The organism is Andreprevotia lacus DSM 23236 (genome assembly GCF_900176275.1).
In the GTDB taxonomy this organism is placed as follows: domain Bacteria; phylum Pseudomonadota; class Gammaproteobacteria; order Burkholderiales; family Chitinibacteraceae; genus Andreprevotia; species Andreprevotia lacus.
In genome coordinates this window covers 205,161-219,522 of sequence record NZ_FWXD01000004.1, presented here as the reverse complement: position 1 = coordinate 219,522, position 14,362 = coordinate 205,161, and the positions used below count along the sequence as shown (strand labels likewise).

Annotated in this window: 15 protein-coding genes; 1 reads left to right on the top strand and 14 read right to left on the bottom strand. The window is 64.6% G+C overall.

Annotated features, from left to right (window positions below; genetic code table 11):
• Positions 1–52: 52 nt before the first annotated feature.
• The 3 genes from B9A19_RS05185 to B9A19_RS05175 form a co-directional block, all read right to left on the bottom strand.
• Positions 53–748, bottom strand: coding sequence for an energy transducer TonB (locus B9A19_RS05185; RefSeq protein ID WP_176216786.1), 696 nt, complete (start codon positions 746–748; stop codon positions 53–55).
• Positions 749–816: 68 nt separating this feature from the next.
• Positions 817–2,172, bottom strand: coding sequence for an ATP-binding protein (locus B9A19_RS05180; RefSeq protein WP_084089558.1), 1,356 nt, complete (start codon positions 2,170–2,172; stop codon positions 817–819).
• Complete coding sequence (locus B9A19_RS05175; protein WP_084089593.1) at positions 2,172–2,846, bottom strand: response regulator transcription factor; 675 nt, start codon at positions 2,844–2,846, stop codon at positions 2,172–2,174. The genes B9A19_RS05180 and B9A19_RS05175 overlap by 1 nt, the downstream gene beginning before the upstream one ends.
• A 176-nt stretch (positions 2,847–3,022) precedes the next feature.
• On the opposite strand from B9A19_RS05175, the gene B9A19_RS05170 reads away from it, so the two are divergent.
• Positions 3,023–3,523: a Spy/CpxP family protein refolding chaperone gene (locus B9A19_RS05170; protein ID WP_176216785.1), complete on the top strand. Its 501-nt coding sequence runs from the start codon at positions 3,023–3,025 to the stop codon at positions 3,521–3,523.
• 40 nt (positions 3,524–3,563) lie between these two features.
• On the opposite strand, the gene B9A19_RS05165 is transcribed toward B9A19_RS05170, so the two are convergent.
• From B9A19_RS05165 to B9A19_RS05115, 11 genes are all read right to left on the bottom strand, one after another.
• Positions 3,564–3,914 carry a DUF1304 domain-containing protein gene (locus tag B9A19_RS05165; RefSeq protein WP_084089555.1) on the bottom strand — a complete coding sequence of 117 codons (351 nt, stop codon included), beginning with the start codon at positions 3,912–3,914 and terminating at the stop codon, positions 3,564–3,566.
• Positions 3,915–4,219: 305 nt separating this feature from the next.
• A complete protein-coding gene (locus B9A19_RS05160; RefSeq protein WP_176216784.1) occupies positions 4,220–4,732 on the bottom strand; it encodes a DUF3617 family protein in 513 nt (170 codons plus the stop codon).
• A 67-nt stretch (positions 4,733–4,799) separates the two neighbouring features.
• Positions 4,800–6,032, bottom strand: coding sequence for an ABC transporter permease (locus B9A19_RS05155; RefSeq protein WP_217806987.1), 1,233 nt, complete (start codon positions 6,030–6,032; stop codon positions 4,800–4,802).
• Entirely contained in the window at positions 6,029–6,799 is a 771-nt protein-coding gene (locus B9A19_RS05150; RefSeq protein WP_084089551.1) for an ABC transporter ATP-binding protein, read from the bottom strand. Before B9A19_RS05150 ends, B9A19_RS05155 begins: the two co-directional genes overlap by 4 nt.
• The gene (locus tag B9A19_RS05145) at positions 6,799–8,151 is read right to left on the bottom strand and encodes an efflux RND transporter periplasmic adaptor subunit (protein WP_084089550.1); all 1,353 of its coding nucleotides are present in this window, start codon (positions 8,149–8,151) and stop codon (positions 6,799–6,801) included. The genes B9A19_RS05150 and B9A19_RS05145 overlap by 1 nt, the downstream gene beginning before the upstream one ends.
• Before the next feature lie 29 nt (positions 8,152–8,180).
• Positions 8,181–9,512 (bottom strand): TolC family protein, encoded by a 1,332-nt coding sequence (locus tag B9A19_RS05140; RefSeq protein WP_176216783.1) that lies wholly within the window; start codon positions 9,510–9,512, stop codon positions 8,181–8,183.
• Positions 9,513–9,680: 168 nt separating this feature from the next.
• Positions 9,681–11,252, bottom strand: a complete 1,572-nt coding sequence (locus B9A19_RS05135; RefSeq protein WP_084089545.1) for a sulfite reductase subunit alpha — start codon at positions 11,250–11,252, stop codon at positions 9,681–9,683.
• Positions 11,249–12,244, bottom strand: coding sequence for an FAD:protein FMN transferase (locus B9A19_RS05130; RefSeq protein ID WP_084089543.1), 996 nt, complete (start codon positions 12,242–12,244; stop codon positions 11,249–11,251). The genes B9A19_RS05135 and B9A19_RS05130 overlap by 4 nt, the downstream gene beginning before the upstream one ends.
• A gap of 4 nt (positions 12,245–12,248) precedes the next feature.
• Positions 12,249–13,046 carry a DUF4198 domain-containing protein gene (locus B9A19_RS05125; RefSeq protein ID WP_084089541.1) on the bottom strand — a complete coding sequence of 266 codons (798 nt, stop codon included), beginning with the start codon at positions 13,044–13,046 and terminating at the stop codon, positions 12,249–12,251.
• 21 nt (positions 13,047–13,067) lie between these two features.
• Positions 13,068–13,583 carry a DUF2271 domain-containing protein gene (locus tag B9A19_RS05120; RefSeq protein WP_084089538.1) on the bottom strand — a complete coding sequence of 172 codons (516 nt, stop codon included), beginning with the start codon at positions 13,581–13,583 and terminating at the stop codon, positions 13,068–13,070.
• Between the two features lie 12 nt (positions 13,584–13,595).
• Complete coding sequence (locus tag B9A19_RS05115; RefSeq protein ID WP_084089536.1) at positions 13,596–14,222, bottom strand: PepSY-associated TM helix domain-containing protein; 627 nt, start codon at positions 14,220–14,222, stop codon at positions 13,596–13,598.
• Between the last annotated feature and the right edge of the window lie 140 nt (positions 14,223–14,362).

Sequence of the window (14,362 nt, the reverse complement as noted above, 5' to 3'; positions counted from 1 at the left end):
TAGCTGACCTCTTTGCGGCCCAGCGCAAGCGCGAAATAAGTGTTAACAGGCCCTAGTTGGTCAGTTTGTAAACCACCGGCACATTCCACGCCTGCGTCACCGGCTTGCCATTAACCTTGCCGGGGTTGAAACGCCACTTCATCACAGTGCGCTTGGCATCTTCATCCAGCCGGGCAAAGCCGCTGCTCTTGGCCACTTCGGTCGATACCGGCCTGCCTTCTTCGTTGATAACCACGCGAATGGTTACCGTGCCCTCCTCACCCAGCGTACGCGACTGCGCCGGATAGCTGCGCGGCATCGACAGGTAGTTGGCCTGAACACTGGGCTGGCTCGGCGGCTCGGCGGCCGCTGCCGGCTCGGCCTGCTTGGCAGGGGCAGCAGGCGCTTCGCGCGCTTCCTTGACCTCTTGCACCGGCTTGGCGGTTTCAGGCGCCACTACCGGGGCGGTTTCGCTCTTGGGCAGGTCCGGCGCCGGCTTGAGCGGCTTGCTCACCGGTTGCTGCACGACCGGCTGCGGCTTGGGTTGCGCTTTCTGCGGCTGCGGCTTGAGAGGCTGCGGTGCCGGCTGGGGCTGGCTTTCCGGCTTGGATACCAGTGTCGGCAGCTCGATGACGGTCAGCGCAGGCGGCTCAACCACCGGAGCCGTAGCCTCGCGTGCGCTCACGATGGCGTAAAGCACGGCCACGTGTGCGGCAAGCACCAGCAATACGGCGGAATAGCGGATGGGGCGTAGGGGAGAATGCGGCATTGCCGGTGCGATAGCGGTCATGCCGCGATTTTAATAATAAAGATTCTCATTTACAAGTCGGTATTCGCTCATGCGGCCTGTCCGGTTGGCACCAAAGGCAACGTCAACGTGATCACCAGCCCTCCTTCGGGACGATTGGCTGCAGCAATGGTGCCGCCGTGTGCCTGCACCGCCCGCTGGGCAATCGCCAGCCCGAGGCCGTAGCCGCTGCTCTGCTCGCCGACACGGATAAAGGGCTCGAAAATGCGTTGCAGCTGCTCTTCCGGCACCCCCGGCCCCTGGTCCATCACCTCGATCACGCAATGCGCTGCATCAGGTTGCCGTACCGCAACACTGACCAACTGGCCGCCTTGCGAATAGCGCACTGCATTGCGCACGATATTCTCCAGCGCCCGGTGCAGCAATTCAGCGCGGCCATGCACCACCACGCCCTCTTCCGGCGTGGCATCACGCAACAGACCGATGCGCACTTCCGATGCGGCTGCTTCAAAAGTCGCATCAGCGACCACTTCTTCGGCCAGTTCGATGGGGTCGAAGTAATCGTCCCATTCCTGCTGGGCACCGGCCTCCAGTCGCGACAAGGTAAGCAATTCACCCACCATGGTATCCAGCCGGTGCACCTCGCGCTCGATGCGCTCCAGCGTCGGGGCGATTTTCTCGGGTTGCTGGCGCGCCAGACCCACGGCCACCTGCAGGCGGGCCAGGGGCGAGCGCAGCTCGTGCGATACATCATGCAGCAGCTGTTTTTGCGATGCCACCAGCTGCGCCAGCCGGCCGGTCATGATGTCGAAATCGCGGCCCAGATCGGCGATCTCGTCACGCCGGCTGCCGATGCGTGGGCCGACGCGCACGCTCAGGTCGCCTTCGGATACGCGATCGAATGCCTGCTTGAGCACGCGGATGGGCCGGGTCAGATACCAGGCCAGCACGGCACTGAAGGCCAGGCTGCCGACACCGAACCACAGCAGCATGAAGCCCGGCACACCACGCGGCGGCGGCGGGCCGCGATGCGGCATATTGTCGGCCAGCACGAAGAACAGCACTTCACCCTGCGGGGTATCGACGCTGATCACGCTCTGGTTATCGACCAGACCATCGCGCAGCACGCGGCGCGCTTCGGCCAGTGCTGGTGGCGGCACGGGCCGGTCAAACAGGTCGCGGTCGTGTGCATCCACCACCAGCAGGCGATCACGCGCAAAACGTGGCCAGCCATCGAACAGCGCTTGCAGCGCGGGCGGGCCGCCGTGGCGCAACGACGCTGCTGCGGCCGTGGTCATCATGGCCACCCGGCCCCCCAGCGCCACCTCACTGCTGGCACGCAGGCGCGACTCGTTGTAGTGATTGGCCACGGCATTGACCGTCAGTGTGACCACGATCAGCGTCAGCCAGAAGCCGAACAGGATTTTCCAGAACAAACGGCCCATCAGTCGTTCGCCAAGCGGTAGCCGACACCACGCACGGTCTGGATGGGCGAGCGCCCGTCCGGATAGTTACCCAGCTTCTGGCGCAGATTGCTCATGTGCACGTCCACGCTGCGGTCATAACGGGTATGCGGGCGGCCCAGGCCACGCTCGCACAGCTCGTTCTTGGTCAGCACGCGCCCGCCGGCGGACACGAGGATTTCCAGCAACTGGAACTCGGAATTGGTCAGCTCCAGCGGCACCCCGTTCCACTCCGCGCGGCGGTATTCGGGAAACAACGACAGCGGCCCGGCATGCTGCGGCGTGTGGCTGTCACTGCCCTGCGTGCGGCGCAGGATGGCGCGCAAGCGGGCCACCAGCTCGCGTGGCATACAGGGTTTGGGAATATAGTCGTCGGCCCCCAGCTCCAGCCCGACGATACGATCAATACCATCGCCCTTGGCGGTAAGCATGATGACCGGCACCTGCGATTGCGCGCGGATCTGCCGCAACGCATCGATACCGCCCAGGCGCGGCATCATCACGTCCAGCACCACGGCGGCATAGCTGCCGGTCAGCGCGGCGTGCACGCCGGCTTCGCCATCGAACACCGCATCGGCGTCGAATCCTTCAGTGGCCAGATACTCGGCCTGCATGGTGCACAGGTCGGCGTCGTCATCCACCAGCAATACCCGCATATTGGCCATTGCATTTACTCCTTTCATGGCTAGATGATCGAACAAGCGCGCGCGCGCGCCAAGCCGTGCTGATGGCCTTTTCAAAACAATTACACTGCCCTAACCCGCATTTACATTGCGCCGGCGCACACTGGCCTCCATCGCAACAATGCTTGCGCCAACAAGGAGCCCAGCTCATGAATACCCTGCACCGCTTTGGTCTTGCCGCCCTGTCCGCCGCCCTGCTGGGTGGTGCTGCCTACAGCCTTGCCGCCAGCGACAACGCCCCGCCACCGCGTGGCCCCGGCTTTGAGCACAGCGCACACGGCCCGATGCTGCCGCTGCGTGAACTGAACCTGACCGATGCGCAAAAGCAGCAACTGGAACAATTCCGCGAAGCGCAAAAACCAGGCATGGAAGCCGCCCGCAAGGCGCTGCACGACGCGCACGATGCACTGCGCACCTTTACCGACTCCGGCAACACCGACCAAACCAAGCTACGCGCGCTGGCTGATGCCGAAGGCAAGGCCGTGGCCGACATGGCGGTGCTGCACGCCGGCTTCAAGCAAAAGCTGCTGTCGGTACTCACACCCGATCAACAGCAGAAGCTGCAGCAACTAGCCGCCGAACACAAGGAACACGGCCCGCGCGGTCACTTCCGCCACGGCAAGGATGCCTCGGCTCCGGCCAGCAAGTAATCAGGCTAGCCCCGAAAAAACGCCGCAATGCGGCGTTTTTTCATGCCAGCAGCAACACCACCATGGCCAATGCCGCCGGTAGCGCCTGCACGAACAGGATCTTGCGCCCCACCGTTGCCGCGCCATACACCCCGGCCACGATCACGCAACCCAGAAAAAACAGCGTGACCGGCTGGCCGCCCTGCACCAGCCCCCACAGCAACCCGGCCGCCAGAAAGCCGTTATACAAGCCCTGATTCGCCGCCAGCACCTTGCTGGCCTCGGCAAACTCTGGCGTGAGCTTGAACACCTTGCGGCCCAGCGGTTTGGTCCACAGAAACATTTCCAGCACCAGAAAATAGAAGTGCAGCAACGCCACCAGGGCGGTCAAGACAACGGCCAGCAAATGCATCAAGGCGCTCCGGAAAATGGAAAAGTGCGTGCGCCCTCTTCGGGCCCACCTGCACTTTGCACCATGCCACGGCAAAACGCCTATGCAGCGCAGACCCGATCTGCCAGAAAACCACGGTTCCACAAAAGCCAAACTGTGCCACGAACGAGCGCCAGCGAGGCTCCCTCGCGGCGGCGAGGGCGGGGGGCGTGGAATAAAACAGGAGAGCACCGCTGTTTCATCCTCCACAAATGGTCAGAACCCGGCTCTGCCGGGTTCTTGATGCCGGTTACCCACCAGCAAACAGAGTAAGTAAAAAGCGGTGCTCAACAGTCACCGATACGCTTGGCCGTACCCTTGCTGTTGCGCGTTTCACCATCGCGGGTGCGGCTTTGCTCGAAGGTGTAGCTGCCGCGCTTGGCGTCGAACCTGTACACCGCATGGCTGCTGGACGGCTCGGGCGCGCTGCACTTGAGATCAATGGTCAGCGTGGTCTTGTTGCTGACCGTGTACTTGGGCGCATCGCACTTGGGTTGTTCCTCATCGTCTCGGCGGCGCTGCATGCCCTGCCCCCAGTGGCTGAGGCTTTCGGCATTCAGGCATTGCGTACGTGTCATCGTGCCGGCCTTGGCATCGAAGGTCATCTTGCCGCCGGGGCCGCCACGGTCGCCACCGCCCTCGGCTGCACGCTGCTGCATGCGCGCCAGCTGATCCGGCGGCAGCTGGGTAACGATCTGCCACTGCCCGGCAGCAGGCAGCAGCGGCGGTTGCGCCGGTGCGGCGGGCGCCGCCCAGACCGGAACAGTGGCAACACAGGCCAGCAAAGCAATCAAACGCATGAATAGCTCCATTTGCAGATATTGAGAACGGGAATGCAAAAACCGGGCCCACAGGCCCGGTTTTGGTTTACTGATAGCGCAATGCCTCGATCGGATCGAGCCGCGCCGCCTTCCATGCCGGATAGAAGCCAAAGAACAGGCCGATGGCCGCCGACACCGCGAATGCCAGGATGATGGACTGTGTGGTGACCTGCACGGCAGTCTGCCAGATGGCTTGCACGGCAAACGCGCCGCCTGCGCCCATGGCCACGCCGATCAGGCCGCCCGTCAGCGACAGCATCAGCGCCTCCATCAGGAACTGCGCCATCACGTCCTTCTGCCGCGCGCCGATGGCCATGCGGATGCCGATTTCGCGCGTGCGCTCGGTCACGCTCACCAGCATGATGTTCATGATGCCGATCCCACCCACCAGCAGGCTGACCGAGGCAATCGCCCCCAGCAGCAGCGACATGGTCTTGGCGGTTTCCGCCGCCGAGTTGGCCACAGCGGTCAGGTTGTTGACGAAGAAATCGTCGTCCTGGCCATTGGTCAGCCGGTGCCGCTCGCGCAGCAAGTCCTTCATGCCGGATTCCACCGAGTTCATGGCCGCGTCCGATTCGGCCTGCACCATGATCATGCGCACCGCATTGCGGAAGCGCGAACCGGTAAGGTTGCGCATGGCCGTGGTCAGCGGCACGATCACCGTGTCATCCTGATCGCGCCCGTCCAGGCTCTGGCCCTTGGGGGCCAGCACGCCTACCACGGTGAACGGTGCATTCTTGATGCGTAGCGTCTGCCCCACCGGGCTGCTGTCACCGAACAGGTTTTGCGCAGTGGTCTTGCCCAGGATGGCCACGCGGCGTGCGGCTTGCACATCCCCGTCGTCAAAGCTGGAGCCATCGGCAATCTTCCAGTCGCGCGCGGTCATGTAATCGGGTGTGGTGCCGAACACCTGGGTATTCCAGTTATTCGACTCGAACACCAGCTGGTAGTTGCCGATCACCACCGGCGCGCCGGCGGTCACGCCCGGCAACTCGCGGATGGCATACGCATCATCGCTGGTCAGCGTGGTGGCGTTACCGCCCCCGGTACGCACGCCACCGGCCTGCTGCGAGCCGGCCAGCACCACGAACAAATGACTGCCCATGGCTTCGATCTGCTTTTTCACTGCCGCGCTGGCACCTTGGCCCACAGCCAGCATCAGCACCACCGCGCCTACGCCTATCATCATGCCCAGCATGGTGAGGAAGGCGCGCAGCCGGTTGGCGCCGATGGCGTGCCAAGCCTCGCCCAGCATGGGAACGATCATGCGCTGGTTCATGCCCGCACCTCCTGCGCCGATTTGCCCTGCCAGCGACGGTTTTCCACCGCGCTGTCCTGCACCAGCAAACCATCGTGAAAACGCACCAGCCGGCGTGCGTACTGCGCGATATCCGGTTCGTGCGTCACCAGCACGATGCTGATGCCCTCGTCGTTGAGCGCGCAGAACAGGTCCATCACCTCGTCGCTGGTCTTGCTGTCGAGGTTGCCGGTCGGTTCGTCGGCCAGGATCAGCCGTGGCTCGTTCACCAGCGCGCGGGCAATCGCCACGCGCTGTTGCTGGCCACCGGAAATCTGGTTGGGGCGCGACTGCGCATACTTGCCCAACCCCACCTTGGCCAGCATCTCACGGGCACGCTCGCGCCGCGTGGCGCGATCCACGCCGGCATACACCAGCGGCAGCGCCACATTGTCTTCCAGCGTGGCCCGCTGCAGCAGGTTGAAGCCCTGGAACACGAAACCGATCACGCGGTTGCGGAAACCGGCCAGTGCATCATTGTCCAGCGCCTCCACATCCTGCCCGGCCAGCGCATAGCGACCGGTGGTCAGATGATCAAGGCAGCCGAGAATGTTCATGAATGTCGATTTGCCTGAGCCGGATGGCCCCATCACGGCGGCAAACTCGCCCTCGTGCAGCGCAAAGTCGATGCCGTGCAGCACCGGCACCGGGCCGGCCTGCGTCTGGTAGGTCTTGGTCAGCGCGCTGACCTCGATCACCGGCTTGCGCGTGGCCGTTGCCGGCCCCTGCGCCTGTGTAGCGAACGACATCAGAATCTCCGCGGCATCTGACCCGGGCCGCCCTGCCCCTGCTGGCGATTGCCGCCAGTGGCCGGCTGCGCACCGTCAGGCTGCGTTTCACCGATCACCAGCATCTGACCTTCCTTCACCGGCAGTTCGGTTTCATCCCGGCCCGGCAGGATTTCGGTGAACTTGCCGTCGGTAATGCCCAGGCGTACCGAAATGGCCTTGAGCTGGCCATCGGCCTGCAGCACGTACACAGTGCCACGCTGGCGGCCGCCCATGCGCATGCCGCCACCGCCGTTGCCAAAACCACGGCTTTGCGGTGCCGATGCGTTGGCTGCGCCGGAGGCATCTGCCGCGCCCGATGCATTGCGCGGGCGGCTGGCTTCATCACCGCGACGTTGCCATGCGGCAGCGCCGCTGGCATCCCGGCCGCCCTTGCCACTCTTCTCTGCCGCCACGCCCGGCGGGCGATAGCGCAGCGCTGCGTTGGGCACCATGATGGCGTTGTCGCGGCGGCCGATTTCCACATCCACATAGGCCGTCATGCCCGGCAGCAGGCGCTGGCGCGGGTTATCCACGTCGATCACCACGTCATACGTCACCACGTTGGAGTTGGTGGTCGGGTTCAGCCGCACCTGGTTGACCTTGCCAGGCAAGGTCATGTCGGGGAAGGCATCGACGCGGAAGGTGGTTGGCAGCTCCGGCTTGATGCGGGCCAGATCGGCCTCGGCAAAATTGGCGTGGATCTGCATCTTGGACAAATCCTGTGCGATTTTCAGCAAGGTCGGCGTCTGGTAGCTGGCAGCCACGGTCTGGCCAAGGTCCACCTGCTTGTCGATAACGATGCCCGATACCGGCGAGCGGATGATGGCATTGTTCATGTTCACCGTATCGCGCTCGACCTGTGCCTCACCCTGCACCACGGCTGCCTTGGCAGCAGCCAGGTCAGATTCGGCCGAATCCAGCTCCTGCTTCGATACATAGTTCTGCGTAAACAGGGTGCGCATGCGCTCGGCCTGCGCGGTAGTGTACTTGAGCTTGGCGCGCGAGCTGGTCAGCGTGGCCTGGCTCTGGCGCAGGCTGGCCTTGAGCTGATCGGTATCCAGCTCCAGCAGGATCTGCCCTTCGGTCACCTTGTCGTTGAAATCGACATTGAGCTTGCGCACGGTGCCCGATACCTGGGTACCTACGGAGACGACCAGCACCGGGTTGAGTGTGCCGGTGGCGCTGACGGTCTGCACCAGTTCACCCTTGCTCACGGCCTGGGTGCGGTATTTGGCCACCGGGTCGGCCTTGGGCCAGAAGTACCAGCCAGCGCCCCCGCCGACGATCAGCAGGCCGGCAAGGCCCAGCAGGATTTTTTTTGACGTTTTCATTCTCGTATCTCGCGTATCGATGCTGAGTATTACCGGGCAGCGGGCGGCGCCCACTGCGACAACTGGTTGGGCAGCGGCCCGCCCAGCGCCCAGGCGAGCGAGGCGCGCGCGGCATACCAGTCATAGCGGGCAGCAACCTGCTGTTGTTCAGCGCTGGCCAGCGTGTTCTGGGCAGACAGCACATCGAGCAAGGTGTCGAGGCCGGCCTTGTAGCGGGTGAGCGCGGCGTCATAGGCCTTGGCGGCGTTTTCCTGCACCACCTTGGCTGCAGCCAGCGTATCGAGCGCCGAACGCAGGCTGTAAAACGCCTGCCAAGCGTCGTTTTCCGCACCTTGGCGTGCGGACTCGAGCTGGGCCGCGCTGGCATCGCGCTGCGCTTCGGCCTGCACGGTGCGCGCCTTGGTGGCGCCGCTCAGATCAAACGGAATGCTGAGCGACAAGCCGATGGTGCCGCTGCTGCGCGCATCGCTGTCGGGCCAGCTGCGGTTCACGCCCAGCCCGGCCGACAGACTGAGCTTGGGCCTGGTGGCCAGTTGCGCACTCTTCAGGCTGGCATCGGCGGCAGCCAGGTTCGCCAGTGCGCTGCGTACTTCAGGGCGCTCGCGCACGGCGGCATCGAGCAATTTGTCGAGCTGCGATTCGGCCAGCGGCAAATCGGGCAGACTGGTCGGCATGTCGGCAAGCACTGGCAACTGCATGGGCGAAATGCCCATGGCTTTGGCCAGCGCCCCCTTGCTGTTGGCCAGATCGTTCTGCGCCTTGGTGCGGTTGAGCGTGGCCTGCGCCAGGGTGGCCTTGGCCTGCAGCACATCCAGCGGTGTGGCCGTGCCGACCGCTGCGCGCTTGTTGGCCGCATCCAGGCTGGCCTTGGCGGCCTCTTCGGCGGCCTTGTAGGCATCAATCTGCTTGCCGGCCTTGCCGACATTGAAATAGGCCCGCACGGTGTCTATCCATACCGAGGCCAGGGTGTCATCCACACCGGCGCGGCTGGCGTCGAGCAAGGCACGTGCTTGTGCCAGCTGCGCGTCGCGCTGACCGAAGTCGAACAGCAGATAGGACAGGTTGAGATTGGCACCAGCCGAGGTGCTGCCGCTACCGTCGTCACTCTGGCTGCGGCTGAGCGAGGCACTGGCCGACAGATCGGGGGAATAGGCAGCCTGCGCGATATCGACACCCGCCTGCTGCGCGCGCAATTGCGCCCAGGCAGAACGGGTTTGCGGCTGGTGACACAGCGCATAGTCCAGCGAGGTGGCCAGCGACATCGGCGCGGCCGGGGCGACATCGCCGCATGGCGTACCGGCGGCAAAGACCGGCACGGCAAGCAGCGCCAGACTGGCAATCAGGGGTTTGAAGGCGTACATAAGTGATTTCGCAGTGGGTTTCTGCCCCGGTGGCGGCATGGCCAGCCCTTCCGGGGCGCAATACCAGTATGCCGGGGCGGTATGTAAATCAGGGTTATCGCAATGTAATCGTTTCGTAAATGCCGGGTTTTCAACACCCGCCCGGGGTGAACGGTTGACGCCAGCGGTTCAGTACACGTCACGCCGGTAGCGGCCCTGCTCGATCAACGCATCCAGCGCGGACTCGCCCAGCACTTCATGCAGCACGCCATGCACTGCTGGCGCCATGCCGGCCGCGCTGCCGCACACATAGATGGCCGCGCCACGCTCAAGCCAGCCAAGCAGGTCTTGTGCCGCCGCGCGCAGGGCATCCTGCACGTACCGCCCCGGTTCATCGCGCGAGAATGCGCAATCCAGCCGCAGCATGCCTTGCTGTTGCCATTGCCGCAGCTGGGCAGCGTGGTAGAAATCATGTGCGATCTGGCGCTCGCCAAACAGTAGCCAGTTGTCCCCCTGCCCGGCTTGCACCCGCAACTTGAGGTGGGCCAGCAAACCCGCCAGACCGGTGCCGTTGCCAATCAGGATCAGCGGCGCATGCAACGGTGGTGGATGAAAACCGCGATTCTCGCGGATGCGCACTGCGACCTCTCCCCCCAGCTGCGCATGCCGGGTCAGCCAGCCCGAACCCAGGCCCAGTCGGCCATCGGGGTACTGCATCTGGCGCACCAGCAAGTGCAGTTGCCCTTCTTCGGGCAATGAGGCAATCGAGTATTCGCGGTGGGGTATGGCCGGCAGTGCCGCCAGCAGCGCATCGGCCGGCTGCAGCAACAATGCCGCGCACTCCGCCTTGCCATGCGGTAGCAGGCGGTCGGCCAATGCAACGCTCAGCAATCTGCCGTCGGCCAGCTGTTCGTCGGCTGGACGGCCTTGCGCCAGCATCCACGCCTGTACTGCCTCATCGGCATTGCGGGCGCCGACTTCGGCAATATCGCCCGGCTGCCAGCGCACGTGCTGGTCTGGCGATGTCAGGCCCAGCAAATAGGCAGGGCCACCCTGGCTGCCGGGATTGAGCAAGGTGCGCTCACTCAACGTCCAGCACTGGTAATCAGGCTCGGTCCAGTCGGCCATTTCAGTGGCACCGGCCAGCACGCCCAGCTGGTGCTGCCAGTGGCGCAAGGCACCGGCATCACCGTTGTCCACCTCGATCAGGTCGAACAACGCCTGCGCACCCGCATGGCGCAGCCAGCCATCCAGCGTGTGGCCAAAGGCGCAGAACTGCGTGTAGCTGCTGTCTCCCAGTGCCAGCACGCCGTAGCGCACGGCCGGCAAGGCAGCCGACGCCCCCAGATGCTGGCGCACAAAGCTTGCGGCCGCATCTGGCGCATCGCCTTCGCCGGTGGTGCTGACAATGAACAGCGCCTGCCGGTATTGCGCCAACAGCGTCGGGCTGAGTTGATCAAAGCTGCACTGCGCCACCCGCATGCCGGCCTGCATCAACGATTGCGCGGTTTGCGCAGCCAGCTGGCTGGCGTAGCCGGTCTGGCTGGCATGGGCCAGCAGCAGGTCGGCCCCGTCGGCCGGCAGGGCCGATGGCACGGCGGTACGGCGATGCCGCCACCAGACCGTGCTGCACAGCAAGGCATAAGCCAGCACCACGGCACCCGCAGCCCCTTGGTGCAGCAAGGCAGCCGGATTGGCCGCCAGTGCAGGCGTCATGCAGGCGGCGATCAACGCGCCGGTCAACAAAGCAAAACGATTCATTCCAGCCAGCTTTCCAGCGTCGGGGTCAGGTGTTGGGTATAGCCAGCGGCATTGCGGGTAATGAACAGTGCGGCCAGGCCCTGCGCCGCCGCCAGTTGCATACCTGCCTCGGTGCCCAGCACGGTCAGCGCCGTCGCCCAGGCATCGGCCAGCATGCAATCGGCGTGCAGCACGGTGACTGATGCCGGTGCATCCAGCACCGGTTCGCCGCTGCGCGGGTCCAGCGTGTGTGCGTAATGGCGGCCGGCATGCTCGAAACTGCGGCGATAATCGCCCGACGTCGCCACCGCCACACCGTGCAGCGCAACGACATACTGCGCCAGCGTAGCGCCCGGCGGTTGCTCCAGCGCCACCCACCACGGTTGCACATCGGGCTTCATGCCATGGCCGACCAACTCGCCGCCCACTTCGACCAAGTGGTGGATCAAGCCGTTGGCGTGCAGCCACGCTGCAACGCGATCGGCACCATAGCCCTTGGCAATGCCGGAAAAATCCAGATACAGCCCGCCGGGCTGTTGCACGCGGCGGGCAGGCGCGTCGACCGTGAGGCGCTGCCAGCCGCAACGCGCACGCGCGGCGTCCAACTCGGCTGCTGTCGGCAGCGTGCCGCGCGCGCCCTCTGGGCCAAAGCCCCACAGATTGACCAGAGGGCCAACCGTAGGGTCGAAGGCACCCGCGCTGGCCTCGGCCACCGTCAGCGCACCTTGCAGCACGGTAAAACACGGTGCAGGCAACACGTGCCAACTGCCGGCCTGAGCCGCGTTGAAACGGCTGAGGTCGGAATCGGCACGCCACGTGCTCATTTGCGCCACAACCAGATCCAGCTCGGCCTCGACGCCGGCGCGCACCGCATCCAGCGGCAAGTCGGCCGGGCCGACCAGCTTGACCGACCAGCTGGTGCCCATGGTCTGGCCCGCCAGTGCATGGATGGTGCCGGTGGGCCGGCGCGGCGAGAGCGCTGCCAGCGCGGGCGGGATCAGGACATGACGCATGGGCTTACTGCGGCAGCACTTCCAGCGTGGCGGTGTAGGAGAGATTGCGCTCCTTGGCTGCCTTCACTGTCACCTTGTTGTCTTTCAGCTCGGCGCCCAGCCAGTACATGCCGGCCTGCGCCCACTTCACGGTGATCTTGCCGTCCTTGCCCGTGGTGAGCTTTTGCTCGTCCAGCTGGTTGCGGTAACGGGTCTGGCCACGGATCAGCTCGATCTCGACACCCTCGGCCGGCTTGCCGTCAACCAGGAACTGGAAGGTGGCGTTCTCGCCCTCGACCAGATCATTCGGGTGCGTTACCGGCACCAGCTCCAGCCCCTTGCCGCTCGGCTTGAGTGCGGACGGTGCACCAACGGTGACAAAGGTTTCCAGACGGCTGGCCGATTCGCTCACTTGCAAGTCGGCAGCGTCAGCCGGCACTTCCTTGGCGAATGCTTCTGCGGTGCCCATCCAGCGCTTGGGCTGGCCGTCCACCTTCCAGTTGGCGCGCACGCCGCTGCGCAGCACTTCCATGCGATAAGTGCCCTTCTGCTCCAGCTTCACGTCGAAGGTGGAGCGCAGCTCGCCCTTGGTCAGATTGGCCGGCTGCACCTTGCTGCCATCCGGCGCCACGATGGCCAGTTGGTCGATCGGCATGGCGCGGTGATCGGCGATGAAGGGCTTGGTCGAGGCACCGGCATCAACGGTGACGAACTGTGGCGAGGCCAGCACGGTGCTGGACGGCAACAGCCACGGGCTGTGGGCGTGAGCGGCCTGGGTGGCGGCAAGCAGGACGGCGGCAAGCAGGGTCAGCGTACGGGTCATGATGGTTTCCTTGGCCGTGGATCAGGGTTTGAGTTCGACGCTGACGGTGCCCAGCTCATGCTGGCCCTGCGCCTTGGCGGTATCGGCTTTCTTGGGCGGCCAGCTGAACGGCACGCGCACCACTTCACGGCCACCACCTTCGCGGGCGGCTTCAACAGCTACCGCGTACTCGCCAGCCGGCAGCTTGGCCAGCTTGTCGCCGATACTGAGTGCATGCTCGCCCACCGGGCGGGTAGCGCCGGAGACGCCATCCAGCGGCACTTGCAGATCACGGCCGCCCTTGCGCCACCACTGGCGCAAATCCTGCAGCCACTTGGTGCCCGGCTCGGCGCCCTTCTTGTTCACGTCGTACCACAGCGCCAGATTGGTGGCGATGCTCTGGTCGGCGCGCTCGATCCACGCCGCCACATACGGGCGGTGGTATTCGGCCACGGTCAGGCGCGGGATCTCCAGCTTCACGTTCATGTCCGCCGCAATGGCGTGACCGCCGAAAGCAGTCCCAATCAGGCCCGGCAACAGGGCGATCGACTTGCGCATGCAATACCTCAATCAATGAATGAACAGGATGGCCAGCAGCAGGGGCAAAACGAGGCCCAGCCCCACCAGCGGCCATGTTGCGGGGCGGTTGCCTGCATGCAGGTGCAGCAGGAACAGCCCGGTGATACAGAAAACCAGCGCGGTGACCGCAAACAGATCGATGAACCAGCTCCACGCCTTACCGGTGTGGCGGCCCTTGTGCAGGTCATTGAAATACGACACCCAGCCTCGATCGGTCAGCTCGTAGTTGATTTCGCCGCTGGCGCGATCGACCGTCAGCCATGCATCGCCGCCGGCTCGCGGCAGCGATACATAGACCTCGTCGGCAGACCATTCACCATTCGCGCCGGCCACCTCGACCGCCATGCCCTCAGCCAGCCAGCCGGCAATCGGTGACGGCAATCCGCCCTTGTCACCTTGTGGCGCGCTCTTGAGTAGCGGCAGCAAGGCCGGCGGCAACTGACCGCGCTGCTTGTGCACGCTGGGCTTGGCTTCGATATGGCTGGCGTTGTTCAGGGTCAGGCCCGTGGCCGCAAACAGCAGCATGCCCACCAGGCAAAACGCCGAGCTGATCCAGTGCCAGCGGTGCAGATGTTTGAGCCAGAACCCCCGGCGCGCTTGATCGGACGACTTGTGCATATTGTTTGGCAGACAGCCGCCGCACCTTACTGCGGAGCGGGCTCCGCGAGCAAAAGCAGCGATACTTATAAATGAGAATTAGACTCATTTTCTCACAAACCTGATCAAGCGCAAGCCCCGGAATGCGCGCAAACCCTTGG